Genomic DNA, 26,119 nt, shown 5'->3' on the forward strand with positions numbered 1-26,119 from the left:
TGAGACGTCGAACACCTCTCTCAACGGCACAGGAGCCTCGTGCGTTGCGGGAGGCCACCCTGTCACCCGACCGGTGGCCACTCTGAAAAGGCTCAGTGACAGGGAGATCGCCGAACGCCTCACGTTGTCCGTGCGTACTGTGAGCAACCACCTCTACCGCATCTACCGCAAGGTCGGGGTGGACAACCGCCGAAAACTACGCAGCGCGATGACCTCCGATGTGTCGTCGCCGTCGCCTGGATAGCGCACTCGCGGCTGGGTCCACGGCTGACCCCAATCCGGCGCAGGCTCCACGGCGTCGGGGCCCCTTCTACTCGGGGAAGTATAAGAAGCACGGGATGAACGTCCAGATCATCACCGATCCTTTCGGTCGGCTGCTCTGGGCCTCACCCGCGCTGCCCAGCGCAGTCCACGACATCAGGGCCGCACGCACCCACGGCATCGTCGACGCCCTGGCCGAGGCCGGGGTGCGCTGCTGGGGCGGACAAGGGGTACCAGGGTGCCGGCGGCACGGTGCGAGTGCCCTACCGGGGCCTCTGGGAGAAGCTGTCCGCAGGCCAGCGGGCCGTGAACCTGTCCCACGCCAAGATCCGCACCCTCTGTGAGCAGGCGATGGCCACCCTAAAGACCCGGCGGCTGCTGCGTAAGCTCCGTTGCCATCCGCATCCCCCGCGGTCAAGGCCGTCCTCACGCTTCACCTGTCGATGTCAAGTTGAGGTTTGAAAGGACTCACGGTCCAGTAAGTGGAGTACCCACTACTCACACGGTCGCTCATGAATTCCTATAGCCTTGCTGCGAGAGGGGTTACTTCCTTAGAAGACCAAGTTCTGCCCCGCCTGATAGACGACTGTCTCGCGGAGATCGCTGGCCCGAGAGCTTTTCGCAGTCTTTCAGCAACATTGCGTGGGACCTCAGCGGGACCTGCGAGCGGCCATCGCAGGGTGCCTGTTTCAATACATCTAGAAAGCAAGGAAAATGAGATGAAATCATGGGTTAAGCGCATTCAAAAGACGGTTACCTCGGCCAAGAGAGAGGAAATCACACGTCGCCATTCCGGTCAGCGTGCCACCACACGCAGAACATTTTTCGGGGTGTCGATTCTCGCTCTTCTCGCAGCAACTATTCCCGCAGGGACTGCACAAGCATACGACGCAAGCATTTGCCAAAGCGGCTGCTGGGTTGATGTGCACCTGGGATACGTCGATATCACGGATCTTTACACCGACGAGAGCGTGATGGGTACATGCGCATATCCGGCACCTCGGGGATGCGGTACCTATTCATCGGCATATGCGGCCGTCTACGGCAGGTTCGGTGCAGACGACAGACCTCAGACCACTTCGACCTATGACTGGAAATGGCTTACCACGGGAGATGCGGCGTACGCGCCAAGAAGAGCCTATAATTCACATAACGGACCCTGGTACGACATGGGAGTTGGCCCAGGCGGGGACGGTGGTCTTTTTTCATTCCAGCACACAATGGCCCGAATAACACATCCTGGAGACGAACTTAGAGGCTGGGATGGCCCATCGTTTTGGAACGACAATGACCTCAACATGTGCAACTCGACAAACGGAGATGAAGTCTGCAATGGCGCCACTGGGGATGCAATCCCCCTATCGGGCACCCCGGTGGTTCCCGGCAGTATCAGGCTATGGGTGCACCCATGGGAGAACATAGATGTCAACCTCGAGTTCAAAAATTTTTTCGACGGGAACGAGGTGTGCACCTTCACGGACCATCTACTAATGGGTCCCTCTTTCCTCAATGACATCAAGGGCTACGAACCCGATAGCTTTATCACCCGCACCTACACAAATCCGAAATTTGATCAGTCTTACACCAATAAGTGCGAGGCGACATACGACATCTCTATAGAATCCTAGAAGTCAGCCTCCGACTTCCAGCAATAAAAGGCGACTGGATCGGTAATGGCGCGGATAAGGAGCCTTTACTGAGCTTGAACTCGTGGTGTCGCCGTGAGTTATCTGGGTCGGAAGACGAGTCCGGTTTCTGTGCGGCATCCGTCGAGGAGCGCCGGGCGATACTGGATCTTGCGAAGGCCCTGGCGGACTGTGCGGATGAGGTGGTCTGCGTTGGAGAAGGCCACGTTGGCGGTGTAGCCGCGTCGTAGCAACGACCACACGCCTTCGACGGGGTTGAGCTCGGGCGCCTAGGCGGGTAGCTGGAAGACGGTCAGCCAGTCCTGGCCATCGCTGAAGGCCCGCTTCTCGGCACGCACGTGGGTGCCGAGGATACTCCTATGCTGCGTCAAGTGGCAGAAGATGCGGCGACGGAGGCTGTCGCCGGCTGGATCTGCGGGTAGATCTCGCGGGCGACGTGGCGTTTGAGTCCTCTGAGTCAAGTCAGGTGGCAGTAAGAGGGTCTGCTGCAGGTAGCAGTGCTTGTCCTCCCCGTAGAAGGCTTCGACTTTGCAAGAGCGTAGACCACGACCTGGTTGGTCGCGAGGAGTTCCGCTGCCGCATGCTGCACATCGGCCGTGTGCCGCGTGTCGTCACCGCCTCCTTGCTTCGGTGTTCGAAAGAGGAGAATCTGAGTGCAATGGAGCCCTCGCGCAGGCTCCCGCCCAGCCTGACCAGCCACACGACAAAGCCCCGCCGGACCAGACCGACGCGGCTTCGTCGTGCAGTCAGGTGTCACGCGCGAATCACCAACTCCGTGGACACCCTCCCGGCGCAGGATCCCGAAACTGGACATACATGTCTGCATAGGACTGGATGGACGGCCCTGGACGGCTTCTACGACATGTGCCATGTGGTACCCAGTGAGGGACCCAAGATCAGGACCGGAGCGTCTTCTGGCCCGTCAAAGCGGTATTGCAGGGTGTTCGGGGGTGTCTCACTCACGCCCCAGACCCTCTCACGTCTCACGGACGCCCCTATAACGCGGGGGCGCGGGAAACCGGTCTGACCAGGTTGAAGACCTCGCGGGCTGCGTATCGCTTGAGGCATCGGACGATCAGACTCCCGATGCCCGAAGTGCAAGCAACGGGGTGGCTCGGCGCGTGAGGGCAGCTGCCCGGCCGGTCACCTGCTGATAGGCCCGGTAAGCGGCCAGGGCTGAGTTGAAGTAGCGCAGCGCCGCGGTCGGGAAACGCACGCCGTATCCCTCACACGGCGTTCCAAGGGCCGGAGTGTCCCAGACTCCTGCGCCTCATCTCCTCGCGCGCCCAGGCGGTGCGTACACAGGCGTCGGGCAGGTGCCCTCCCCACAGTCTCTGCCCGCCCCGCGTGAGTCGCGGGGCGGGCAGATCGCCAAGACTTCAGGGAAGTCAGCGTCCGCTGACGGCGAGTTCGTAGTCGCCGATCAGGTCGCCGAGGAGAGTGCCGGCGGTGAGGTCGCTGGTGACGTGGCCGGCCATGTAGAGGCGGGAGTAGAGGACTTCGTCCTGCATCCACTGATAGTCCTCGGCGCGGTGCGGGGAGAGGGCGCTGAGGAAGGTGACAGCTGCGGCGGAACGGGCCGCGTGCCGGGAGGGGTAGGAGTACGGGCCCTTGGCGCCGGGCTTGATGTGCTTGTCGGGGCGTAGGCTCGGGTCCAGGACGAACGGGGCCGGCTGCTTATCCTTGGCCGCCAGCTGGTCGCTGATCGTCTTGGCCATCTTCAGCGCCGCCTTGAGCTCGGTCTTCTCCGCCGTGCCCTGCGCGGCAGGGATCAGTTCGCGCTGGTCGTGCAGGTAGAGCTTCCAGATGTCCTTCTTGCCGTAGAGCTCCAGCCAGGTCGCGGCCTTCTTGCCGGCTGCCGTGCGGGCTTTCGCGAGCTGCTGGTCCTGGCGGAGTTCGGCGGTGCGCTGCGCGGCCGCGGGCGGTGCCGGGACCTGCTGCGCGGCCCAGGCGGCGAACGCCTTGTCGTCGCGGGTGGTGCCGTGCGCCTTCTTCCACTGGGCGAAGAGGGCGTCCGCCTTCTTGCGCTGGGCCGCCGCCTGCGTGCCGATCGTGGCGATCTCGGCGTCGGTGAAGAGCGTGGGCGGCGGGTTCTGCTTGATCAGCGCCGTCGCGCCGGGCTTCTTCTTCGAGCCGGTGACGGCCGAGACCAGCTGCGGTCGCACCACGCCGACGGCGACGGCCGCGACGGCGAGCAGCGCGATCAGGGCGTACGGCCATTTGATGCCGCGCAGGACGTTCATGCGGCGGGGGTCCTTTCGTAGAGCGGTACCGTGCTCGCCCCGGTGGTGAAGTGGGTGCGGGCGAGGCGGCGTACGTCGTTGTCGGGGAGGCCGGGGGTGAGCAGGGACTGGCCGACGACGTACTTGCTGAGGGAGACGGGCCTGCCGCCCAGGCTCTGCAGCAGCCGGTCGGCCGGGGCCGGCCGGATTCCGCCCTTGGTCTCGACGAGCACGTGGCCGGAATCGAGCGCGGCGGTGCGGTCGCCGTGGTGGCAGGTGAGTGCGCCATCGAGGGTCACGCGGGTGCCGTGGTCCAGGTCGGCGAGGGCTGCCCGGACGTAACGGATCTCTGCGACGGGCGCCAGCTCCTTGGCCGTGACGGGGATACCGGATGCGGCCAGCACCTCGTCCACGAACTCCGCTGCCTGCACGTCGAGTTCGCCGTACGCGGCGGCCGGGACCTTGAGGGCGTGCTTGACCGTGGCGCCGCGGCCGTCCTTGGTCTTCACCTCCACCCGGCACAGCCCGTCCTCCGCGTACAGGCGGGTACGGACCTTCCAGCGGCGTCGGCGCCGCTGGACGTGGGCCCGCCAGGCGCCGAGCTGCTCGGTGTCGAAGTAGGTGCTGAGGTAGCTCGTCGTACGGCGGCCGGCCAGGTCGAGGACGTGGTGGCTGTCCGCGAGCCTGGCGACGAGGTCGCGGGCGCGGTCGAGGGGGAGCAGGTACTTGCGGTCGGTGCGATGCTGCAGAGCAGCCGCCGCATCGACCTCGGCGAGCGTGGCGCCGCGCGGGGCGTCGAGGCCGAGGTCGGAGGCGAGGCTCATGCGGCGGTCACCTGCTCGCGGGGCTCGGCGTCCTGGGCGGTGGCGGGCTCCCCCGGTACGGCGGGGTAGCGGGCGGAGACCCGGGTGGTCTCGCGGACGTAGTCGACCTCGTCCACGACCACCGAGAGGGGCGCCTGGCCGAAGCGGAGCGCCACGTCGTGGGCGATGAGCGCGGGCTCCGGGTAGATCCGGTCGAGGGTCAGCTTGACCGTGCGGGTCGGGGGTTCGTACGACTTCGGGTCGTCCACCAGCAGCACCGCCAGCAGTACCACGGCGTCCAGTGCGGCGACCAGCCACATCTGCCGGTGCGGCAGCCCGGTGCACAGGGCGATGACCAGGGTGACGAAGGTGTAGGCGACGTCGCGTAGGGTGAACGCCGCGCTGCGCAGGCGGACCAGGGAGAGGATGCCGAAGAGGCCGAAGCCGACCCCGGCGGGGAACTTCCCGGCGCTGATCGTGCTCATCGCCGCGAACAGGCCGATGTTCAGCGCGGCCAGCACCAGCGGCATCGCCGGGGCGCTGGGGCGGCGCCGGTAGAGCCAGCCGACCAGGACCATCAGCGCGATGACGTCGAGACCGCCGCGGGTCATCAGGTCCATGGGCGCTATGTGGCTGGTGATGCCCTTGGCGGCGAGCACCAGTGCGTGCATGTCTGTCCCTTCCGTCCCGGCGCGTGGGAACAGCGGACCGGTCGCGGTCCGCGGAGCACCGCGACGTGAACGACGGTAGGGAAGTCACATGAACAGACCATGAAGCCTCCCCGGCGGCTGGAATCCGGACACCTGCGCGGGCGGCTAGCCTGACCGGCATGCACTATCTGGTCGTCGACGACGAGACCCGCCTCACGGACCTGGTCGTCCGCTACCTCACCGAATCCGGGCACACCGCCGAGGGCCACTACGACGGACCGTCCGGGCTCGCCGCCGCCCGCGACCCGCGCGTGGACGCCGTGGTCCTCGACGTGATGCTGCCGGGCATGGACGGGGTCGAGGTGTGCCGGACACTGCGCGAGGAAGGCATACACATCCCCGTCATCCTGCTCACCGCGCGCGCCGCGATCAGCGAGCGGGTCGCCGGCCTCGACGCCGGCGCCGACGACTACCTGGTCAAGCCCTTCGCCATGGAAGAGCTGCTGGCCCGGCTGCGCGCGATATCCCGGCGCCGCCCCGAGCACTCCGGGCGCCTGAAGGTCGGCGACCTCGTCCTCGATCCCGAGCAGCAGCGCGCCTGGCGGGGGGACACCGAACTCGACCTCTCCCGCCGCGAGTTCGACGTACTGCGGGTGCTGATGGCGAACGCCGGGCGCGTGGTCACCCGCCTGCAGTTGCTCGACGAGGTCTGGGACGGCGAGACCGACCTGCGCAGCAACGCCATCGACGTTCACGTCTCCAAGGTGCGCGCCAAGGTCGACCGCGCCTTCGGCCGTACGACGATCACGACCCTGCGCGGGCGCGGCTACCGCCTGGAGACCACCCCATGACCCTGCCCGGCCGGTTGCGGCCGTGGTTCAGGCGGCTGCCCGTCGTCACACGCCTCGTGCTGGCCGTCGCCATCACCATGTCCCTGGTGCTGACCGGGGCGGCCGGACTGGTCTACTGGCGGGTCAGAACCGCCCTCGACCAGCAGCTGAACGACGACCTGACCACCTACCGGCACAGTCTCGACCAGGCGGTGCGCGCCGGAACCCGGCTCCCTCCCGGCCCCAGCGGCAGCCTCCAGCAGGTCCTCGACGCACACGGCCGCGTCCTGCGCTCCAGCGACTCCCTCAGCCACCAGCCGCTGCTCACCCCAGCCGAACTGCGCGCCGTCACGCGTGGCGCCACGGTCCGGCGTGACGTCGGTTCCCTGCTCCCGATCACCCCTGGCACCCTGCGCCTGCAAGCGAAACGCGTCACGGCGGACGGACAGACGCGGATCGTGATCGCCGCCGTCCGGCGCGGTCACCGCGACGAGGCGCTGCGCGAACTCCTCGCCCAACTGGCCATCGCCTCCGGCCTGACCCTGATCGCCGCCTCCTACGTCGGCTACCGCACCGCCCGCGCCGCCCTGCGCCCCGTCGAGCGGTACCGCATCGGCGCCGCCACCCTTGCCGACGGCGCCCAGGACCTGCGTCTGGACGTGCCCGCCGACCACGACGACGAGATCACCCGCCTCGGCCACACCCTCAACCACATGCTCGACCGCCTCGAGGAGTCCGCCGAACGCGAGCGCCGGTTCGTCGCGGACGCCAGCCACGAGCTGCGCACCCCGCTGTCGCTGTTGCGGGCCGAGGTCGACGTCGCCCTGCACCGCCCCCGCTCGGCCGGTGAACTCACCGAGACCCTGCGCTCGGTGGACGCCGAGGTCCAGCGCCTGATCGATCTCTCCAACGCACTGCTGGACCTGGAGGAACTCGGCAGCACCCAGCACATCACCCGTGCCCCCGCGGAACTCGCCGACCTCGTCGACGCCGCCGTCGCACCGCATCTGCGCACCGCCGATCGGGCCGGGCGTGCGGTGACTGTCGACGCCGTCGGCGCGACCGTCGACGTCGACGCCCGCTGGCTGCGGCCCGCGATCGGCAACCTGCTCGACAACGCCCTCCGCCACGGCCAGGGAGCCGTCCACCTCACTGCCACCGTCCACGACAGCATGCTGCGACTGTGCGTCACGGACGAGGGGACGGGCTTCCCACCGGAGTTCCTGCCCCGGGCCTTCGACCGCTTCGCCCGCGCCGAGGCCAGCCGCACCGGCGAGGGATCCGGCCTCGGACTCGCCTTCGTCCACGCCGTGGCCACCGCCCACGGCGGCACCGCCCACGCCGAGAACACCGGGCGCGGCGCCTCCGTCGTCCTCGACCTGCCCTGCTGACCGGCGCACGGGTTCGGCGGCCGCGTACGGTGAAGGCATGGCCCCGCCCCTCCCGGGCCACTGGCTCATCTGGCCCCGCTGCTCAGCCACTACGGCTACTGGGCCGTCGGCGCTGTGGTCCTCGTGGAGGACTTCGGAGTCCCCGCCCCGGGCGAGACCATCCTGATCGCCGCCTCGTCCGGCGAGTCGTCATGGGCCTGGGGGCTGCGATGATCATGCCGGGCAGCCTGTTCAGGTGAGCAGCCGTATCGACGGTGTGGTCGCGTCCGTGGCGAGGAGGGACTTGCAGTGGGCGCAGCGCACCTCGTACGGCCGTACGAGATTGGTCTGGATGCTGTCCGTACCCGACTCCTTGGCCTCACGGCAGTAGTAGCCCAGGTGCAGTCGCACCCAGGGATGGCTGGTGGGCGCGGCGCTCGGACGGTGGTCCCGGATGTCGTCGAACGGTGCCCACCAGAAGTCGAGCAGGGCCCGCACCGCCAGCCGGTCGGCGCCGGACGTCGTGTCGAACGCGGCGATGCGGCCGGCCGTGTAGTGGCGCTGGAGGCCGCTGCGGCTGCCCGAGCACAGGGCCCGCTCGGCGCCGCGTTCGAAGACGGTCGTACGGCCGGTGCGCTCGCACACGAAACAGTCGATGGTGAACTCCAGCTTCGAGCGGAAGTGCAGCGCGTGGGAGCCGTCCCCCTTGAGCGGTCCGGTCAGCCCGGCACTGATCTCGGCGGTGCGCAGCATGCGACGGGTCTCCTCGGCTCGTACGAGAACCGGTGCGGATGAGCCCGGTCGGCGGAGTTCTACCAGCGCACCGGACGGCTGCGCATCCCCCTCATCAGCAGGCCCGGCAGCCACTCGCCCGGCGTGCCGTCGAGCGCGAGATCCGCGGCGCGCTCCAGGAGGGTACCGACGGCTGTGCGGCCCTCCAGACGGGCCAGGGGTGCGCCCAGGCACTCGCACGCGTCTACTCGGTCGCCGCCACCTGCATCCGGGCGGTCTGAACCGTGATGGCGCCTGAAACTCGGCAAGGCCCCTAGGGGGACGGCGAACGCGTCATCAACTACGTCCAGTGGGAGAGCGAGGAGCACTACCGCTCGATGCTCGCCAACCCCGAGGCACGAGTCCACAGGGACAAGGCCACCACCATCGCAAGCGGCGTCCAGCCCCGCCTCTTCCGGGTGGCGTCGAGCCACCGGGGCCGAACCAACTCCCAATCGGCAACAGGTGAGTTCTCGGAAACTTCGCTTTCACGACGGCGGGCGCCGACGGTAACAACCGCTTCCTAGCGTGACCGGCCGTGGGATCAGAGTCGTATACACGGCCGAACGGAAAACATGACGGTCCGTCGGCTCCCCCGTCCTGCCGATGACGCCAAGCGGGGCTTTCCCTCCCGCAGAGGCACCCGCACCAGCATCATCGGGAGGCGCGACATGAGCACCACCGAGTCACGAACCCACACGGCAGGCGCGCCGAAGGCCGCCGCCGATCAGGCGGTCAGGGAGACGCTGGAGGACTACACCCTTCGTTTCGCTCCCCGCAGTTACCGCCGTTGGACCCCGATGGTCGTGGCGACCACCGCCCTTGGCGGCATCGCCTACATGGCCGACTTCTCGATCGGCGCCGGCATCGGCCTGGCGCACGGCACCGGCAACGCCCTCGTTGCCATCGCGGTGGCCGCCGTGCTCATCTTCGTCACCGGCTTCCCCCTCGCCTACTACGGCGCCCGCTACAACGTCGACCTCGACCTGATCACCCGCGGCTCCGGCTTCGGTTACTACGGCTCGGTCCTCACCAGCGTCATCTTCGCCAGCTTCACCTTCATCTTCTTCGCCCTCGAAGGCTCGATCATGGCCCAGGGCCTCAAGCTCGGCCTCGGCCTGCCCCTGTGGCTGGGTTACCTGATCTCCACGCTCATGGTCATCCCCCTGGTGATCTACGGCATGAAGGCTCTCAGCAAGCTCCAGGTGTGGACCACCCCGATCTGGCTGCTGCTGATGGTCGGCCCGCTGGTCTACCTGATCGCCACCGACCCCGGCACGGTCGACCGCTTTCTCTCCTACGCCGGCACCGACGGCGACGGCGGCGTCAACACGGCCTCGGTCCTGCTCGGCGCCGGCGTCTGCCTCTCGCTCATCGCGCAGATCGGCGAGCAGATCGACTACCTGCGCTTCATGCCGCCCAGGACCGAGGCGAACAAGCGCACCTGGTGGACCGCCGTGGTCATGGCGGGCCCCGGCTGGGTGGTGCTGGGTGCGCTGAAGCAGGCCATCGGCGTCTTCCTAGCCGTCTACATCCTCGCCAAGGTCGGGCCGGCCGCCGCGACCGAGCCCATCCAGCAGTTCCGCGGCGCCTTCGACGCGATGATGCCCTCCTGGATGGTCATCCCGCTCGCCGTGGCCCTGGTGGTCATCAGCCAGATCAAGATCAATGTGACCAACGCCTACTCCGGCTCGCTCGCCTGGACGAACTCCTTCACCCGTGTGACCAAGCACTACCCCGGCCGCATGGTCTTCGTCCTGGTCAACCTCGGCTTCGCGCTCGCCCTGATGGAAGCCGACATGTTCAGCTTCCTCAACGGCATCCTGGGCTTCTACTCGAACTGCGCGATCGCCTGGGTGGTCACCGTCGCCACCGACATCGGCGTCAACAAGTACCTGCTGAAGCTCTCCCCGCTCCAGCCGGAGTTCCGCCGGGGCATGCTCCACGCCGTGAACCCGGTCGGCGTCGTGGCCTTCGTCGCCGCCTCCGGCCTGTCGATCGCCATGTACTTCCATCTGCTGGGCGACACCCTCCAGCCGTACTCCCCGGTCGCCGCGGCCGTGATCGCCTTCGTCCTGACCCCGCTGATGGCGATCGTGACGAAGGGCAAGTACTACCTCCGCCGCGCCGACGACGGCATTGCCGAGCCCCTGCTGGACGCGGAGGGCAACCCGAGCGCGGTCACCCTGGACTGCCATGTCTGCCACCAGCCGTACGAGCGCCCGGACCTGACCGCCTGCGCCACCCACGACGCGGTCGTCTGCTCCCTGTGCCTGAGCACGGACAAGATCGGCGACCACGTGCTGCCTTCCACTGCTTAGCCGGCGGCCTGGCGCGGTGGACTCGACGACGGGAGCCTGGGGACGCGGGCAGGCTGTGCCACCACACCCGCAACGGTCAGGCCAACGAACGGCACCGCACATTCAACCGCGAGGGCGGGAGCCGGTCGGGCCATCCAGGGGCCGCCTCGCTGTGCCTGCGTGCAGGGCCGGGTTCCCGGTCAGGGCTTCAGCGCGGCACGGATGAGAGCGCGCAGTTCATCGTCGGTGACGGCCGCCATGTCGGTGGACCGCAGCCGAATGGTGGCCTTTCCGCTGATGAGCTCGGGATGGCGGGAGCTGAAGCCACCATCGCGGTCCGTTCCCCACCCGTAGATCGAGACGCCGTGCTGCCAGACACCGATGTGCAGCCTGCGCTTTTCGACCCGGTAGATGGGCATTCCGTAGGACAGCGCCACGCTCGCCTGCGGGAATTCCTCCAGGATCAACCCGCTCACCCGGTCGAAGAGCGAACGGTGACCGGACGCGATGGAGTCGACGTACTCCTGCACAGAGTCCATGCGACCCATTGTGGTCCTCCCGCGAACACCGCTGCCGCGGGCTCGGCCCCTCGCGCCCGACCGTCGCGGCTTCATGGCAGGGCAGGGCCGTGCGGCACCGGTGGACCGTTCCCGACCGTCAGGCGGTTGACCTGGGAAGATGGAGAACTGGGCCGGGAGTATCTAGGGTCAGCCCGTGGGTTTCATCATGGTGTGCGAAGACGACGCGGCAGTCCGCGGTGTCCTCAAGCGCGCCCTGGAGCACGACGGCCACACCGTCTCCGTCGCCGCCACGGCCGACAGCCTGCTGCGGCAGCTCGCACCGGCGCCTCATCTGGTCGTCCTGGATCTCGGGCTCCCGGACGCCGACGGCCGCGACGTCTGCCTGGCCCTGCGGGCTCGCGGCGTCGACGCGCCGGTGCTGATGCTCACCGCCCTGGACGGCCTGCATCACAAGGTGGGCGGCTTCGAGGCCGGCGCCGACGATTACATGACCAAACCCTTCGACATCCCGGAACTGCTGGTCCGTGTCCGGGCGCTGCTGCGCCGGGCCACCGCGGCGCCCGCACCGCGCGAGGTCGTCCTCGATCCGGCGAAGCACGTGGTGACCCACGATTCGGTGAGCATGAGCCTGACCCCGACCGAGTTCCGGCTGCTGGGCCGCCTGATCGCCTCGCAGGGCGACGCGGTACGCCGCCACGCCCTCATCGCTGCCGGCTGGCCGCACGGAGCGCAGGTCAACGACAACACCCTCGACTCCTATGTGCGCCGGCTGCGGGCCAAGCTCGGTCCGCTGGGTGTGGCCGAGCGGCTGGCCACCGTCCGCGGCGTGGGCTACCGATGGCAATGACGGGATTCCGTAAGCGGGTCGTCGCACTCACCGTGCTGATCGCCACCGCCGTGGTCGCGATCCTGGTCGTCGTCTCGCACGTGCTGCTGAGCCGGGTGACGGACGCCGACGCGCACGATCTGGCACGTACTCGCGCCGAGGCGGTCGCGGCGAACGTCACCGCCAAAGGCGGCCGTGTCGTACTCACGGAGAACAGCAGCGAGGCGCTGGACGAGGTCGCCTGGGTGTATGCCGACGGCCGACTGATCGACGGAGACGTCCCGCCGAGCCTGGTCGATCGCGTCGAGGAGCTGGCGGACTCGGGGCGATCGCAGACCGCGTCGGTCGGCGATTACCTCCTGTACGCGCGGCAGGTCCCGATCCACGGCCACCACGTCATGGTGATCGTCCGGGTGGACCTCACGCCGTACGAGACGTCCGAGCAGCGCAGCCTGACCTTGTCCCTGATACTCGGCGGCCTCACGATCCTCCTCGCCGGCGGTGTCGCACACCTCGTGGTGCGCCGCGCGCTGCGGGTCGTGCACGAGATGGCCGCCCTCGCCGACGACTGGGGCCAGCACGAACCCGGGCGCCGCTTCAACCTCGGCGTCCCCCGCGACGAGTTCGGGGAACTGGGGCGGACCCTGGACCACCTCCTGGAGCGCGTGGACAACGCGCTGGCGGACGAGCGCCGACTCACCGATGAGATCGCCCATGAGCTGCGGACGCCGCTCACGGTCCTGCGGGCCGAGGCGCAGCTGGCGCAGCTGTCCGGCGAGCCGGTGCCGACGGAGGCGGTGCTGAGCGAGGTCGACCGCCTTGATACGGCGATCACGACGCTTCTGCGCGCCGCGCGCGCACGGACGGACAAGGGGACCCGGTGCGACCTGCGCTCCGCCGCACGGCAGGCGATCGCCGGCCGCGCGGTCGAGGTCGCCTTCCCCGCGAAGGTCGAGGTCGCCGTTGCGGCCGACGTCGCCGTGTCGCTGCTGTCACCCCTGCTGGACAACGGCCTGCGGCATGCGAAGTCCCGGGTGTGGATCACCGCCCGCAACCAGGGCGAGGCCATCGTGGTCGACGTCCTGGACGACGGCCCCGGATTCGATCCCGCGGACCTCGACCGGGTCTTCGAAGCGGGGGTGACCGGCGGCGGCGGGTACGGGCTGGGGCTGCCGGTGGTCCGGCGCATCGCCGCCTCGGCCGGTGTGGAGGTCCGCGCGATCGCGGACGGCCGCGGTCACGTGGAGGTGACACTCCCGGCCGCCGCCCGTGCAACCGCGTAGTCAGGTTATGTGCAGATTCCGCGCGTAAACCTCCCCGCATGACAACGACAACGGAAGCACGCACGCGCAGCGGGCGCCTCATGCTCAACAAGGTTCCCGAGGTCACCGTCTGGTTCTGGGTGATCAAGATCCTGTGCACCACCGTCGGTGAGAGCTTCGCCGACTGGATCAACATGAAGCTGGGCGTCGGCCTGGTGAACACGGCGTGGATCTTCACCGCGGTGTTCGTGGTGGTCCTGGCCGTCCAGCTGCGGCTGAAGCGGTACGTTCCGTTCCCCTACTGGCTGACCGTGGTCGTTGTCAGCGTCACGGGCACCCTGTACACCGACATCCTGACCGACCAGCTGAACGTGCCGCTGTGGATCAGTTCCGCGGTCTTCTCGGTGCTGCTCGCGGTGGTCTTCGGCGTGTGGTGGCTGCGGGAGCGCACGCTGTCGATCCACTCGGTCACGACGCTTCCGCGGGAGTCGTTCTACTGGCTCGCCGTTCTCGTCACCTTCGCGCTCGGCACCGCGACCGGCGACTGGACCCTTGAGCTCACCGGCTGGAGCCCGGGCGTCTCGGTCCTGCTGCCGCTCGGCCTCATCGCGGCGATCACGCTGCTGTGGAAGTTCGGCGCGAACCCGGTGCTGTCCTTCTGGCTCGCCTACATCCTGACCCGCCCGCTGGGCGCGAACATCGGCGACTGGCTCGCCTCCCCCAAGGTCGCCCAGCCGGGCGAACCGACTGGTCTCGACCTGGGTACGTTCACCACCAGCCTGATCTTCCTGGGCCTGATCCTGGCGACGGTGGTCTACCTGACGGTGACGCGCTCGGACGTGACCGAGACCCACGAGGCGACCCACGCCGCACCGGCCACCCGCGACCCGCGCAAGGAGCGCGTCGGCCTGGCCGCCTTCGGACTGCTCGCCATCGCCACCGCGGGCCTGCTGGTCTGGGCCCACGGCCAGCCGCACGTCGGCCCGGCGCCGGAGGAGGACAACACCTCCGCCGTCCAGATGGCTCCCGGCCAGGCGGTGAAGAAGTTCCCGACCGCCAAGGTCGCCGCGCTGAAGACCCTCGCCTCCACCTCCCTCAAGGACGCACGCTCCGGCAACGCGACCGGGGCCCACACGGCCGCCCAGAAGCTGCGTGACCTGTGGGACGCCGACCAGGCGTCGCTGCAGCCGCTGGACCAGACCGGCTGGACCTCCATCGACGCGCAGATGGACAAGATGCTCAAGACGTTCGGCATCGACCACTCGAACCCGCCGATGTCGCCCGCGCAGCAGGAGAAGGAACTGACCGCCCTCCTGACGGACATGGGCTGACAGACCGCACAGCGCCCGGCCGGCCCACCCGGCCGGGCAGGCTCAGTGTGCCGGGGCGGCGCGGAGAACCGCGCTTCCTCGGCACACGCCTGCGAGCCGCGGGCACCGCGATGCGGCCGGGGCCACCTGCGGCAGCCCGGCATGTCCGCAGACTCCCGTGGGGCGGTCGCTGACCGGATGATGGGAGGCCAACCTCCCGGTCCGGCCCTGACGATCCGGCAGCGTCACTTGCGGGTTCCTCGGGGAACTCCACACCCCGACGCCGGCCTCCGCGCGCCGAACCCCGATGCAGGAGCGCCTCACCGAGGGTCCCGAGCGCCCACCGCCACCGCGCACAGCGGGGTGCCTGGCAGCCCGGTCAGCTGCCCGGATGGGAGGCTGCCCAGCCGTGTTCGAGCAGCGCGAAGGCCTCGTCGGCGGCCCGGCGCGGTTCGGCGTGCCGCAGGATGAGGCTGCGGGCCTCAAGGGCGAAGCGGGCCAGGGCGGCGCAGCTGACGTCATCCTCGGGCGCACCCACCGCCTCGGCGACGGCCCTGGCCAGGGCCGCTTCGTGGCGCGTCCACATGCGGTGGGCGTAGTCGCGCAGCGCGGGGGTCTCCTGCACCAGGCGCGTGAAGTCGGCGAACCGCGGGTCGCTGGCGTGGACGGCGAGTTGGGCCTGTTTCAGCAGGAGGTGCTCGCGCAGCGCCTGCGGGATCGACTGGCCCGGGGGGCGTTCGCGCACGGCGGCGACGAGTTCTGCTTCCAGTTCGTCGTCCTGATCGAAGACCAGGGCCTCCTTGCCGGAGAAGTGTTTGAACAGGGTGGTCACCGAGACGTCGGCACGGTCGGCGACGTCCTTGACGCCGACCTGGTCGTAGCCGCGCTCGAGGAAGAGCTCGAGCGCGGCGTCGGCCAGGGACTGGCGGGTCTGGGCCTTCTTGCGCTCGCGGCGCCCGGTCGGTTCGGTCACTCGCCCACCGTACCTCGAAGTACAGTCGCTGCAAAAGTTTAGTCATTGCGCTTATTTATCGAGTGTGCTTTCTTGGTCGTGCCGGGGGTCTCCCGGCGGCTCACCCACCTTCCGAGGGGCACTCCCATGAACTCTGCTCGTGATGCCCGCATCGCGATCGTCGGCGCCGGCCTCGGCGGTCTCACCTGCGCCCGAGTCCTCCAGCAACACGGCCGCTCCGTCACCGTCTTCGAACGCGAGGCATCCGCCGACGCCCGCCCGCAGGGCGGCTCCCTCGACATGCATCCCGGCACCGGCCAGGCCGCCCTCGGTGCGGCGGGGCTCCTCGACCGATTCCACGCGCTCGCCCGCCCCGAAGGAGACGAGTGGCGCGTGCTCGACTTCGCCACCGCCGCCCTCCGGTCGCAGCAGGGGCCTTCCCCCGACGGCGGCCGGCCGGAGATCGACCGAGGCCAGCTGCGTGGTCTGCTCCTGGACTCGCTCACCGAGGGCACGGTGCGGTGGGACCGTGCCGTCACCGGCGTCGCCCCGCTGGCGGACGGCACCTGCCGGCTGCTGTTCGGCGACGGCACCGCCGAGGACTTCGACCTGGTGGTCGGTGCCGACGGCGCCTGGTCACGCGTGCGCCCGGCTCTGTCGCCCGCCGTACCCGGCTACACCGGTGTCACCTTCGTCGAGACCGGGTTCGACGACTGCGACACCCGGCACCCCGAGCTCGCGCTGCTGGTCGGCAACGGATCGATGCTGGCGAAGGGCGCCGGCAGGTCCTTGGTCGCCCAGCGCAACAGCAACGGCCACATCCGCGCCTACATCGCGGTCCGCGCGCCCGAGGACTGGCATGAGGCCGCCGGTGTCGACCTCGGCGACCAGCGGGCCGTGCGGACATATCTGTTGAGGCTGTTCGACGACTGGGACGAGGACCTGCGCTACCTCCTGCGCAACAGCGACCACGGGTTCGTCCACCGGTCCCTGTTCGTCCTGCCCGCCCCGCACACCTGGGATCACGTTCCCGGCGTCACGCTGCTCGGCGACGCCGCGCACCTGATGCCACCCGTCGGGCTGGGCGCCAACCTCGCCATGCTCGACGGCGCCGACCTCGCCCACGCACTGGTCACCGAGTCCAGCGTCGACGACGCCGTCCGCGCCTACGAGAGCATCATGCTGCCGCGCTCGACCGAGGCCGCGACGGGGAGTGCGAAGGGACTCGACCACCTCGTTCCCGCGACGGACTCCTGAAGCGACTTGTCTCCGACCGACTGACCGAGCAGGGCAAACAGGTCAGCGAGCCTACCGGCGGGGTTGGTGCTCTGATGCGGGTGACAGCGGCCGGCCGTGCGGCATCGAGGTGGTCGCCTGGACGTATGGGGGAAGCAGCCGGACGGCGCCGGCTACGACGACGCTCCGCCCATGGCCAGCGCGGTCCGCGCCAGCCCGCGCAGCCAGGCGTGGGCGTGGTCGGTGTCGTAGCGCTGATGCCACGACAGGTATACCGGCGCCGACGGCAGTTCGAGCGGGAGGGGGAGCACGACCAGGCCGAGGTCGGCGACCGCGGACCGCGCGGTGGCTTCCGGGACGCTGATCAGGAGATCGGAGCCGCGCGCGAACTCCAGCGCGGCAGCTTCCGTGGGGGCGGTCGCCACCACGCGGCGGGTGAGGCCGAGCCGCGCGAGGGCGTCGTCGAGGGCATTGCCGAGGTTTCCACGCCGCGAGACAGTGACGTGCTCAGCGGCGGCGTACCGCTTCGCGGTGACGGTCCTGACACGGGTGAGCGGGTGCCCCTGCCTCACCACGATGACGAGGCGGCTCTCGCCCACCTTCTCGGCACGGATGTCCGGTGCGCTCGGCCGGTTGGCGTTCGCCTCCAGGTCGACCTCTCCACGCCGCAACTCGGGGGTGTCAGTGCTCGATTCCGCGACGAAGCGCAACCGCACGCCCGGCGCCTGTCCGCGCACGGCCGAGAGCAGTGCGGGGCCGCCCAAGGTGACCAGGGAATCGTGCCAGCGGAGTACGAAAGTGCGCTCCAGCGTCGCCAGATCGAGTTCACGGCTCGGCGCCAGCACTCCCTGGACCTGCTGCAGCAGCTCGTGCACCTGTTCCCGCACGGCGATCGCATACGGCGTCGGGGTCATCGTGCGGCCGGTGCGCACCAGGATCTGATCCCCGGTCGTGCGCCGGATCCGGCCCAGACTCCTGCTCATCGCGGGGGCGGTGACATGCAGGCGCGCGGCCGCCCCGGCCACACTGCCCTCCTCCAGCAGCGCGTCGAGCGCGGCCAGCAGATTCAAATCCAATTGCATGCGAGTAATCCTAGGCGTGCTTTACATGCATTTGAAGTTAATCAAGGGCCTGGATACCTTCGAGACCAGAGCACTGAACCGAGCGCACAGTCCGACTCGAACAGCCTCATCACCCCCTACTCACAAGGGAGTTCACCATGTCCGAAACGCTTCACACCACTGACGCCGCCGCCTCCGACGCCGACCTGCTCACCCAGACCGCGATCGCCGTGCGTGCGGCCGGTTCGGCGCTGCGCGAGCGCTTCGGCGAGGTGGTCCGCTACCAGACCCGCGAAGATCTGATGCGCGCCCTCGCCGCCAACGACGACACGGCCCTCGACATCCTGCGCCCCCGCCTCACGGGCCTGCGCCCGGACGCCGGCTGGGTGGAGGACGAACTGGACGGCGGGGCGCTGCCGCCCGGCGAATGGTGGGTCGTGGATCCGGCCGAAGGCAACATCAACCACCTGCACGCCCTGCCGGAGTGGGCGGTGACCGCCACCCTCGTGCGCGACAACCAGCCCGTGCTCACCGCGGTCCACCTGCCGTTGACCGGCGAGACCTACACCGCGCTCACCGGCGCGGGCGCCCACCTCGACGGCCGACCGCTGCACGTCTCCCGGACCGCGGACCTCGGCCTGAGCATCGTGGCCACCAGCCAGGCCCGGCCCGACGAGGACGAGCAAGTCGTACGCCGCGTCGGCTCCTCGATCACCTCGATGCTCCTCGACGCGCTCGTGGTCCGCACCGCCGTGCCCGCAACCCTGCACCTGACCAACGTGGCAGCCGGCCGCATCGACGCCTTCTGGCAGTTCGCCGGCGCCCGCGCGGACCTGCTCCCCGGAGCGCTGCTCGTCACCGAGGCCGGCGGACGGATCTCCGACGCCCGGGGCCGCCCCTGGACCCCGCAGAGCGAGAGCCTCCTGGCCGCCGCCCCCGGCATCCACGCCCAGGCCGTCGCCACGCTCTCACGCTGACCACGCACCACAACCCGCACCCACGAAAAGGACCACATCACCATGACCACGATCGCAGTACTCGGAAACGGCCGCGTCGGCGGCAACCTGGCCACAGCCCTCACCCGGGCAGGGCATGAGGTGACCGTGGCGGACCGCACACCGGGCGCCGCCGCTGACGCTGCCCGGACAGCCCGGATCGTCATCAACGCCACCCCGGGAGCCGGCTCGCTGGACCGGCTCGCCGCCCTACGGGAGGAACTGCGCGGCAAAATCCTCGTCGACGTCACCAACGCCACCACCGACGGACCGGACGGACTACCCGCCGACCTGATCCACCCCGGCTCAAGCCTCGCCGAGCAACTCCAGGACGCCCTCCCCGAAACCCGCGTCGTCAAGACCCTCAACACCATGCTCTTCCCGGTGATGACCGCACCGGCCACGCTCACCCAGACCCCGACCGCGTTCCTCTCCGGCGACGACCCGCAGGCCAAGCAGGCTGTCGGTGACCTGCTCACCGACCTCGGCTGGCACCAGGAGTGGATCAGCGACCTCGGCGGAATCCAGACCGCGCGCGCCACCGAGGCCGCGATCCTCTTCGTCCCGCACGTGATTCGGTCCAGCGGATTCACACCCTTCGCGATCTCGATCGCCCGCTGATCCGCACACAGCGCACCGCTCCCTGCGGGCCCACATCCAGAACGGATACGACAGCGCAGCCGGGGCCGGCGATCCAGCGCCGGACGGCATCACGCTGCCACTGCTCCACTCCTGCGACGTGCAGAGGCTGGAACAGTCATTCCCATCCGAGTCGTTTCGCCAGCTCCAGGAAGGTCCTCATCATGTCCCTCGACCCCCAGATCGGCGCGCTGCTGGAGAAGTTGGCCGAAGGAGGCGAACCGGCACCGGAGAGTCGAACGGTCGCGGAGAACCGCCACCTCGTGAGCAGCTTCTCCACCCTCGCGGGCGACGTCGAGCCGGTCGGCAGCGTGCACGACGCGGTGGCCGCCGCCGAAGGACTCGAGGTTCCCGTCCGCGTCTATGCCCCCGCCACCGTCCCGCGCTCCGGGTCGCTGCCCGTGACGGTCTTCTTCCACGGGGGCGGATGGGTGCTCGGAGACCTGGACAGCCAGGACCACATCGCCCGCATCATGGCCAACCGCTCCGGCACGATCGTGGTCTCCGTCGACTACCGGCTCGCGCCCGAACACCGCTTCCCGGCGGGGATCGAAGACGCCTACGCCGCCCTGACATGGGTCGCGGCCAACGCCGGAGGGTTCGGCGGCGACGGGCAAAGCATCGCGGTGTTCGGCGAGAGCGCCGGCGGCAACCTCGCCGCGGCCCTCGTGCAGGAAGCGCAGCGGCGCGGGGGACCTCGGATCGCACTGCAGGTACTGGCGTACCCGGCGGTCGACCGGTTCGACGACAGCCCCTCCATGTACGAGAACATGGCGGGACCGCTGTTGAGCCGCAGCTGGCTCGAGTGGTTCTGGGGCCTCTACCTCAACACGCCCGACGAAGGCGCAGACCTGCGCGTCTCACCGGCGCGCTCCGACGAGCTGGCCGGGCTGCCTCCCGCCGTCATCGTCACCGCCGAACACGATCCGCTGCGGGACCAGGGCGACCGGTACGCGCGGAAGCTCGCCGACGCCGGCGTGGCGGTCACGCACCTCCCGGTCAAGGGTGCCACCCACGCCTTCTTCTCGTTCACCGGGTCGGTACAGCTCTCACGGGACGTCTTGAATCAGCTCGGAGATGCCGTGGCCACGGCGTTCACCAACTGATCCGCCCACCGTTGTGACGATCATCAGGCAGCGGCTGAGTGAGCTACGACGGCGTGCCTTTGCCGGGCGCACCGGGGAGATCGAGCTGTTCCGCTCGATGCTGGGCGCAAGAGGCGTGCTTTTCCTTCACGGTCCCGGCGGCATCGGCGAGAGCGCACTGCTGGATGTTCTGGCCGATGTCGCCGTGGCTGCGGGCGCCGATCCGATCACGATCGACGGTCGCGTGGCGTCCTGCCGCGCACACTCGGGGACCTGCCCGACGTGGTGCGCGGTTTGCTGACCCGCACCCTGGACGAGGTGCCGGGTCCGCGTCACCGGCTTGCGTTGGAAGTCTGCGCGCACGCCAACGTCATCACCGAGACCGTCTGTCGTGCTGATACAGCGCAGACGGGGGATGGTTCCTCCGCGGAACGCTTGAGGAACGTCGGGGAAGGGGTGCGTTCGCCCGTCAGGCGAGGTGTTCACGGAACCAGGCGCGGGCGGCGCCGCTCGCCTGATCGAACTGGCTGGTGTACGGGTCGAAGTGACCGCCCGGGATCAGCTGCAGCCGCTTGGGCTCAAGGGCACGTTCGTAGGCGGCGAGCGCCAGGTCGGTAACGGTGACTGTGTCGCCAAGGGCGACCACCATGAGCAGCGGCGTGGGCGAGACCCGCGTGACCCAGATCCCGGGCTCGTACATGCGCGCCGCGCGGGTCGAACGGACCGTGACGTTGTTCTCCCACGCGCCGTCGGGCGTGGGCTGCAGGTAGAAGTCGACGGCCTCCTGTGATCGGTAGGAGGCGGGCACCGCCGGATCGTTGCTGACGATGGCCACGGTGTGCGGGGCCTCTCCGCGGAATCGGGCCCGCTCGTCCTCCGTGAAGGACTCCTCGAGGCCCGCCACGGCGTCCGGTGCCACGCGGCGCAGGCCCTGCTCGTACCCGCTGATGGTCGGCACCTGGGACACCACGGCGCGCAGTCGGCGGTCGGTCGCACCCAATACGATCGCGTGCCCGCCGGCATAGCTGCTCCCCCACAGGCCGATCCGGTCGGCATCGACCTCCGGCCGACTCTCCAGGTAGGAGATGGCCCGCCGCCAGTCGGCGATCTGCTGCCACGGGTCGACGTCCTGCCGGGGCTCGCCGTCGCTGGCCCCGAAGGTGCGGTGGTCGTGCACCAGGACGACGAACCCGTCCTCGGCGAAGGCTCGCGCGAAGGGCTCCAGACCGTGTTCCTTAACCCCCGCATAGCCATGGGCCATGGTGATTGCCGGATGCGGCCCCGGCCCGGCCGGCAGAAACAGCCAGCCGCGAAGCGTGACCGCGCCGTCGGCTTCGAACTCGACATCCTTGCGCTCGATCATGAAAACCTCTCAGTGGAACAGGATTCAGCCCTGCTGAAACGATCAGCCTCCATGACGCCGCGCAGTGCCGCGGAAGGCCGAGACGGGGGTCGACTGCGTCAGGTGGACAGCCGGACGGCGCCGGGGCCCAGGACCGGCTCCACGTCGGAACCGGCGACCTCGTGGCCGCACGAGCAGCGCAACTCAACGTGGACTTGGCCGCCGCAGCCGGAGTGGCGCAGCACCACCGGCGCGGCCGCCGGGTCGCCCAGGTGGGTGTCGCCGTACCGGAGCAGCGCGGCGAGGACCCATTGCAGGTCGTGGGCGCGCGCAGTGAGGTGGTACTCATGGCGCGAGCGCTGACCAGCCTCCTGGTAGCTCCGGCGTTCCAGCAGGCCGGCGTCGACCAGTTGCCGAAGGCGCTCGGTGAGGGCCCTGCGGGAGATCCCGAGGTGCTCGGCCATCTCGTCGAATCGATGCAGTCCCGCGAAGACCTCGCGAAGGATGAGCAGTGTCCATCGCTCGCCGACCAGGCTCAGTGTTGCGGCGACGCTGCAGTTGCCCAGATCAAGTTCTCGCCACTCCATGGGGACAGCGTACCCCTTGAGTTCCGCTTTGGAACTCAGCCTTGACGCCGCCTGGGTTCCAGATGGAGACTTAGGTGGTCGGCGCTGACCCATGGATCTCCTTCCGCCGGTGGTCAGAAGTCTGATCAGCTCCGCCTCGGCTGTGCAGGGAGCGCGAGCAGCCTCTCCGTCCCGCATGTTCCCGTCCCCACCGCGGACGGAGCCCATCAATCCCCCTGACTGCACAAGCCGACTCCGCACCCCCCGAGGATCAGCTCATGCCCGTCTTCAACGCCCACATCCCCGCCAACCGTTTCTCCTCGGAACAGAAGCGTGTTCTCGCCGATGCGCTGAACCAGTCACTGGTCCAGGCCCTCGGGATACCCGAGGGCGACCGGTTCATCATGATCAGTGAGCATGGCGAGAACGAACTCTTCCTGGACCCGACGTTCATAGGCATGCAGCGCAGCGGCGACGCCATGATCATCACGCTTCAGCTCGGGGCCCACCGGCCTTTGGCGGACAAGCGGGCCGTGGCGGCGGCCATCAACAAACTGGTGGTCGAGGCACTCGGCGTCTCACCCGACGACATCTTCATCGCGTTGATTCCGGTCCCGAACGAGAACTTCTCCTTCGGCCGGGGTGAACTTCAGCTTGCCGACGGCGCCCCACGCTGGTGAACCACGACCGCATGGTGCGGTTGCCGCACCGGAGCCGGCCGCCGACCGGGCTCCCGCCCCGAACCGGCACGCCAGGGAAGAGTACGGATCTGATGCCGTGCTTGAAGGAGACGTGATGCAGGTAGCCGTGGTCACCTACGACGGGTTCAACGAACTCGACAGCTTCATCGCATCCGCGCTGATCAACCGATGCCGCAAGGATGGCCTGGAAGCCTTCATCACCACGCCGACGCCGGTGGTCACGTCGATGAACGGCGTCGAGGTGACGGGACAGCGCCCCCTGGAGTTCGTGGCCGACGCCGAGGTCGTACTGATCGGCGGTGGCGTGAGGACGCGAGACGTGGTCGCCGACGACCAGCTGATCTCACGGCTGCCGCTCGACTCTTCGCGACAACTGATCGGTGCGCAATGCTCCGGCGCGCTGGTGCTCGCCCGGCTCGGACTGCTGGACGGCATGCCCGCCTGCACGGACATGAAGAGCCGACCCTTTGTCGAAGCCTGCGACATCACCGTGCTCGACGCGCCGTTCCACGCCGAGGGAAACATCGCTACGGCAGGAGGCTGTCTGGCGTCCCAGTACCTCGCCACCTGGGTCATCACCCGCATGCTCGGGGAGGCCGCCGCGCGCGACGTCATCGGCTACGTTGCTCCGGTCGGCGAAAACCAGGAGACGATCGAGCGCGCCATGCGCGCCGTCCACACGGGCGCGTTCGCGCCGTGCTGACGTCCCGCTCAGGCTGGGGCCGCCGCGCCTCTGGAGACCTACATGAATGAACTGCTCATCGAGGCGATCGAAGCGCACGGCGGGACCACACGCTGGCGCCGGCTGACTCGGGCGCGAGCCACCCTTGTCAGCGGCGGTCATCTGTTCGCCGTGAAGGGCTTGCCGCAGGATCCCGCGCCGCGCGAGATGACCGTTCTCCTGCACGAGGAGCACGCGTCGGTCAGACCCTTTGGCGCCCCTGATCAGAGGACCGACTTCACGCCCGGACGTGTGAGTATCGAAAAGCTCGACGGGCGGGTGGTGGCCGAACGCGAGGACCCGCAGTCGTCCTTCAGCGGCCACACTCTGGAGACCCCCTGGGACGCACTGGACCGCGCCTACTTCAACGGTTACGCCCTGTGGACCTACCTCACCACGCCGTTCCTGCTGGCTATGCCCGGATTCACGGTCACCGAGATCGAGCCGTGGCGGGAAGGGGACGAACTGTGGCGAGGGCTACGCGCCACGTTCCCAGCCGAGATCGTCAGCCACAGCACCCACCAGGACTTCTACTTCGGCGCCGACCGCCTGCTGCGCCGACACGACTATCACGTCGATGTGGCAGGCGGATTCGCCGCCGCGCAGTACGTCTACGACTGCGTGGAAGCGGACGGCATCACGCTGCCCACGAGGCGCCGGGCCTACCGCCGCGACGCCGATGGCCATCCCGTGCTCGATCAGGTCATGGTCTCGATCGACCTCAGCGACATCCACTTCGACTGACAGCGACGCGCCGCCGGTGGCGGTACAGCGGCGAAGTCCCGGCTCCTACTCTTCGTCTTCGTCCCGGTCGTTGTCGAAGACGAAGAGTGGTTTGGCGCCATGAGCGGGTGCTTCGGCGAACGAGATGGCTTCGGTAAAGCGTTCGAGTGGGAACGGCCGGCCTGGGGGGATGGTCAGCACTCCATCGGTGACGAGGGTGCGAACCACGGACAGCGCGTCCAGCACATCCGCAGGTGAGGCGGTGCCGAACCAGCGGTTCAGCCAGAAGCCGCGGACCACTTTGGCTTCGTAGATGAGCGAGCGTGCCGACAGCGGAACCGTCAACGCCGCCGGGTCGGTCTGCCGATGGGTGGAGAGCGCGCCGTAGACCGCGACCTCTCCTCCTGGAGCCAGTGCCTGGGACACCTGGGCACCTACGGGGCCCGCGACACAGTCGATGGCCTTGCGCACGCCGGCCGGTCCGGCAATCTCGGTCACACGCTGCAGCAGATCCTCGTCCTCGGTGCAGATGACCTCGTCGCCACCGAGCGCCTTGATCTCGTCGACGGCCGAGCGCCGCCGCACCACATTGATCGTTCGAATGCCCAGATGCCTGGCCAGCTGAATGACGAGCCGGCCGACGGTGGAGCCCGCCGCCGTCTGCAACAGCCATTCCCCCGGCTGTACGTCGAGTTCGCGCGCCACCAGGAGCAGCGCGGTCAACGGGTTGACAGCGAGTTGACAGGCGCTGGAGTCGCTCAGCTGGCCGGGGACCGGCAGAAGCCGGTGTGTAGCGGCGACGAGGTATTCCTGCCAGGTGCCCGCCACATGAGGGTCGGGTACGGCGGGGACGGCGGCGACCACCACACGCTCGCCGATCTTCAGGCCCTCGGTACCCGGACCCAGGGCCTCAATACGGCCCACGCATTCCATGTGCCCCCCGACAGCTGGAAGCTCGGGAGAAAAGCCGTAGCGACCACGCAACACGTGCAGATCGCTGGCGTGGATCGGAGTCGCCTTCACACGAATCAACGCCTGGCCGGTTTCCGGCGTGGGAACAGGCCGGGATTCCAGCCGCAGGACATCGTTCGGCTCGCCGACCGCTCCGGCCACGAGCGCGCGCATGGATTGCGGCATGAGCGACCTTTCGTCTCTCAGCACCCCGACGGACACCGTGGACGTCCGGGCAGAAGCGACGCAACCTCCGGCGGGCGTCGCCGTCCCACGTACAGCTCGCCTCGCCCGACCGATCGCCGGTGTCACCCTGCACTTACAGCTTGCGCTCCCGCCCCAACGCTGTCATGTCATAAGCAGCCTTGGCGCGAG

At 68.8% G+C, this 26,119-nt stretch carries 26 protein-coding genes and 2 pseudogenes; 17 read left to right on the top strand and 11 right to left on the bottom strand.

Going from position 1 to position 26,119, the window contains the following annotated elements; translation table 11 throughout:
- The 3 genes and pseudogenes from AB0D93_RS37685 to AB0D93_RS37695 all read left to right on the top strand — a co-directional run.
- Window positions 1–244: LuxR C-terminal-related transcriptional regulator (locus AB0D93_RS37685; protein WP_362129940.1), on the top strand; the 244-nt coding region annotated here is incomplete at its 5' end.
- Window positions 219–716: pseudogene (locus AB0D93_RS37690) on the top strand (transposase family protein). The gene AB0D93_RS37685 and the pseudogene AB0D93_RS37690, both read left to right, overlap by 26 nt.
- Before the next feature lie 375 nt (window positions 717–1,091).
- Window positions 1,092–1,889, top strand: coding sequence for a hypothetical protein (locus AB0D93_RS37695; RefSeq protein ID WP_362129943.1), 798 nt, complete (start codon window positions 1,092–1,094; stop codon window positions 1,887–1,889).
- A gap of 1,406 nt (window positions 1,890–3,295) precedes the next feature.
- Here AB0D93_RS37695 and AB0D93_RS37700 read toward each other — a convergent pair.
- From AB0D93_RS37700 to AB0D93_RS37710, 3 genes are read right to left on the bottom strand one after another with little or no spacing between them, the layout of a single operon-like run.
- Window positions 3,296–4,150 (bottom strand): phosphatase PAP2 family protein, encoded by an 855-nt coding sequence (locus AB0D93_RS37700; protein WP_362129946.1) that lies wholly within the window; start codon window positions 4,148–4,150, stop codon window positions 3,296–3,298.
- Complete coding sequence (locus tag AB0D93_RS37705; protein ID WP_362129948.1) at window positions 4,147–4,953, bottom strand: polyphosphate polymerase domain-containing protein; 807 nt, start codon at window positions 4,951–4,953, stop codon at window positions 4,147–4,149. Before AB0D93_RS37705 ends, AB0D93_RS37700 begins: the two co-directional genes overlap by 4 nt.
- Window positions 4,950–5,603: a DUF4956 domain-containing protein gene (locus AB0D93_RS37710; RefSeq protein ID WP_362129951.1), complete on the bottom strand. Its 654-nt coding sequence runs from the start codon at window positions 5,601–5,603 to the stop codon at window positions 4,950–4,952. Before AB0D93_RS37710 ends, AB0D93_RS37705 begins: the two co-directional genes overlap by 4 nt.
- A 158-nt stretch (window positions 5,604–5,761) precedes the next feature.
- Between AB0D93_RS37710 and AB0D93_RS37715 the strand changes: the two genes are divergently transcribed.
- Together AB0D93_RS37715 and AB0D93_RS37720 are read left to right on the top strand one after the other, a co-directional pair.
- Entirely contained in the window at window positions 5,762–6,433 is a 672-nt protein-coding gene (locus AB0D93_RS37715) for a response regulator transcription factor (RefSeq protein WP_362129954.1), read from the top strand.
- Window positions 6,430–7,803 carry a HAMP domain-containing sensor histidine kinase gene (locus AB0D93_RS37720; protein WP_362129957.1) on the top strand — a complete coding sequence of 458 codons (1,374 nt, stop codon included), beginning with the start codon at window positions 6,430–6,432 and terminating at the stop codon, window positions 7,801–7,803. Before AB0D93_RS37715 ends, AB0D93_RS37720 begins: the two co-directional genes overlap by 4 nt.
- A gap of 231 nt (window positions 7,804–8,034) precedes the next feature.
- On the opposite strand, the gene AB0D93_RS37725 is transcribed toward AB0D93_RS37720, so the two are convergent.
- A complete protein-coding gene (locus AB0D93_RS37725; protein ID WP_362129960.1) occupies window positions 8,035–8,535 on the bottom strand; it encodes a hypothetical protein in 501 nt (166 codons plus the stop codon).
- A gap of 59 nt (window positions 8,536–8,594) precedes the next feature.
- Window positions 8,595–8,747 (bottom strand): annotated as a pseudogene (locus tag AB0D93_RS37730) (cytochrome P450); the annotation flags it as partial.
- Window positions 8,748–9,224: 477 nt separating this feature from the next.
- Here AB0D93_RS37730 and AB0D93_RS37735 point away from each other — a divergent pair.
- Window positions 9,225–10,874 carry an allantoin permease gene (locus AB0D93_RS37735; protein WP_362129962.1) on the top strand — a complete coding sequence of 550 codons (1,650 nt, stop codon included), beginning with the start codon at window positions 9,225–9,227 and terminating at the stop codon, window positions 10,872–10,874.
- 179 nt (window positions 10,875–11,053) lie between these two features.
- Here the strand turns inward: AB0D93_RS37735 and AB0D93_RS37740 are convergent, their stop codons facing one another.
- Complete coding sequence (locus AB0D93_RS37740) at window positions 11,054–11,392, bottom strand: DUF1801 domain-containing protein (protein WP_362129965.1); 339 nt, start codon at window positions 11,390–11,392, stop codon at window positions 11,054–11,056.
- A gap of 175 nt (window positions 11,393–11,567) precedes the next feature.
- On the opposite strand from AB0D93_RS37740, the gene AB0D93_RS37745 reads away from it, so the two are divergent.
- Genes AB0D93_RS37745 through AB0D93_RS37755 form a run of 3 tightly spaced genes read left to right on the top strand, consistent with a single transcriptional unit; the run spans window position 11,568 to window position 14,793 of the window.
- On the top strand, window positions 11,568–12,221 hold the full coding sequence (locus AB0D93_RS37745) for a response regulator transcription factor (RefSeq protein ID WP_362129968.1): 654 nt from the start codon (window positions 11,568–11,570) through the stop codon (window positions 12,219–12,221).
- Complete coding sequence (locus AB0D93_RS37750) at window positions 12,218–13,483, top strand: HAMP domain-containing sensor histidine kinase (RefSeq protein ID WP_362129972.1); 1,266 nt, start codon at window positions 12,218–12,220, stop codon at window positions 13,481–13,483. Before AB0D93_RS37745 ends, AB0D93_RS37750 begins: the two co-directional genes overlap by 4 nt.
- A gap of 38 nt (window positions 13,484–13,521) precedes the next feature.
- Window positions 13,522–14,793 (top strand): hypothetical protein, encoded by a 1,272-nt coding sequence (locus tag AB0D93_RS37755; RefSeq protein ID WP_362129974.1) that lies wholly within the window; start codon window positions 13,522–13,524, stop codon window positions 14,791–14,793.
- Window positions 14,794–15,151: 358 nt separating this feature from the next.
- On the opposite strand, the gene AB0D93_RS37760 is transcribed toward AB0D93_RS37755, so the two are convergent.
- Window positions 15,152–15,745, bottom strand: coding sequence for a helix-turn-helix domain-containing protein (locus AB0D93_RS37760; protein ID WP_362129977.1), 594 nt, complete (start codon window positions 15,743–15,745; stop codon window positions 15,152–15,154).
- A 126-nt stretch (window positions 15,746–15,871) separates the two neighbouring features.
- On the opposite strand from AB0D93_RS37760, the gene AB0D93_RS37765 reads away from it, so the two are divergent.
- Window positions 15,872–16,981 (top strand): NAD(P)/FAD-dependent oxidoreductase, encoded by a 1,110-nt coding sequence (locus tag AB0D93_RS37765; RefSeq protein WP_362129980.1) that lies wholly within the window; start codon window positions 15,872–15,874, stop codon window positions 16,979–16,981.
- Between the two features lie 152 nt (window positions 16,982–17,133).
- Here AB0D93_RS37765 and AB0D93_RS37770 read toward each other — a convergent pair whose 3' ends face one another.
- Window positions 17,134–18,042, bottom strand: a complete 909-nt coding sequence (locus AB0D93_RS37770; protein ID WP_362129983.1) for a LysR family transcriptional regulator — start codon at window positions 18,040–18,042, stop codon at window positions 17,134–17,136.
- A gap of 137 nt (window positions 18,043–18,179) precedes the next feature.
- Here AB0D93_RS37770 and AB0D93_RS37775 point away from each other — a divergent pair, with 137 nt between their 5' ends.
- The 4 genes from AB0D93_RS37775 (at window position 18,180) to AB0D93_RS37790 (ending at window position 21,041) form a co-directional block, all read left to right on the top strand.
- Window positions 18,180–18,998 carry a 3'(2'),5'-bisphosphate nucleotidase CysQ gene (locus AB0D93_RS37775; protein WP_362129986.1) on the top strand — a complete coding sequence of 273 codons (819 nt, stop codon included), beginning with the start codon at window positions 18,180–18,182 and terminating at the stop codon, window positions 18,996–18,998.
- A gap of 42 nt (window positions 18,999–19,040) precedes the next feature.
- A complete protein-coding gene (locus tag AB0D93_RS37780) occupies window positions 19,041–19,637 on the top strand; it encodes an NAD(P)-binding domain-containing protein (RefSeq protein WP_362129989.1) in 597 nt (198 codons plus the stop codon).
- Window positions 19,638–19,819: 182 nt separating this feature from the next.
- On the top strand, window positions 19,820–20,761 hold the full coding sequence (locus AB0D93_RS37785) for an alpha/beta hydrolase (protein WP_362129992.1): 942 nt from the start codon (window positions 19,820–19,822) through the stop codon (window positions 20,759–20,761).
- Between the two features lie 13 nt (window positions 20,762–20,774).
- Entirely contained in the window at window positions 20,775–21,041 is a 267-nt protein-coding gene (locus AB0D93_RS37790) for a hypothetical protein (RefSeq protein WP_362129995.1), read from the top strand.
- Window positions 21,042–21,209: 168 nt separating this feature from the next.
- Here AB0D93_RS37790 and AB0D93_RS37795 read toward each other — a convergent pair whose 3' ends face one another.
- Both AB0D93_RS37795 and AB0D93_RS37800 read right to left on the bottom strand, forming a co-directional pair.
- Entirely contained in the window at window positions 21,210–22,103 is an 894-nt protein-coding gene (locus tag AB0D93_RS37795) for an alpha/beta fold hydrolase (protein ID WP_362129998.1), read from the bottom strand.
- Between the two features lie 98 nt (window positions 22,104–22,201).
- Window positions 22,202–22,669 (bottom strand): helix-turn-helix domain-containing protein, encoded by a 468-nt coding sequence (locus AB0D93_RS37800; RefSeq protein WP_362130001.1) that lies wholly within the window; start codon window positions 22,667–22,669, stop codon window positions 22,202–22,204.
- Window positions 22,670–22,926: 257 nt separating this feature from the next.
- Here AB0D93_RS37800 and AB0D93_RS37805 point away from each other — a divergent pair, with 257 nt between their 5' ends.
- From AB0D93_RS37805 to AB0D93_RS37815, 3 genes are all read left to right on the top strand, one after another.
- Window positions 22,927–23,328 (top strand): tautomerase family protein, encoded by a 402-nt coding sequence (locus tag AB0D93_RS37805; protein WP_362130003.1) that lies wholly within the window; start codon window positions 22,927–22,929, stop codon window positions 23,326–23,328.
- Between the two features lie 115 nt (window positions 23,329–23,443).
- The gene (locus AB0D93_RS37810) at window positions 23,444–24,052 is read left to right on the top strand and encodes a DJ-1/PfpI family protein (protein WP_362130005.1); all 609 of its coding nucleotides are present in this window, start codon (window positions 23,444–23,446) and stop codon (window positions 24,050–24,052) included.
- A 42-nt stretch (window positions 24,053–24,094) separates the two neighbouring features.
- A complete protein-coding gene (locus AB0D93_RS37815; protein ID WP_362130008.1) occupies window positions 24,095–24,814 on the top strand; it encodes a hypothetical protein in 720 nt (239 codons plus the stop codon).
- Between the two features lie 45 nt (window positions 24,815–24,859).
- Here the strand turns inward: AB0D93_RS37815 and AB0D93_RS37820 are convergent, their stop codons facing one another.
- Window positions 24,860–25,918 (bottom strand): zinc-dependent alcohol dehydrogenase family protein, encoded by a 1,059-nt coding sequence (locus tag AB0D93_RS37820; RefSeq protein WP_362130011.1) that lies wholly within the window; start codon window positions 25,916–25,918, stop codon window positions 24,860–24,862.
- Window positions 25,919–26,119: the final 201 nt, after the last annotated feature.

Origin of the sequence: Streptomyces sp. NPDC048191 (genome assembly GCF_040652655.1) — a bacterium.
In the GTDB taxonomy this organism is placed as follows: domain Bacteria; phylum Actinomycetota; class Actinomycetes; order Streptomycetales; family Streptomycetaceae; genus Streptomyces.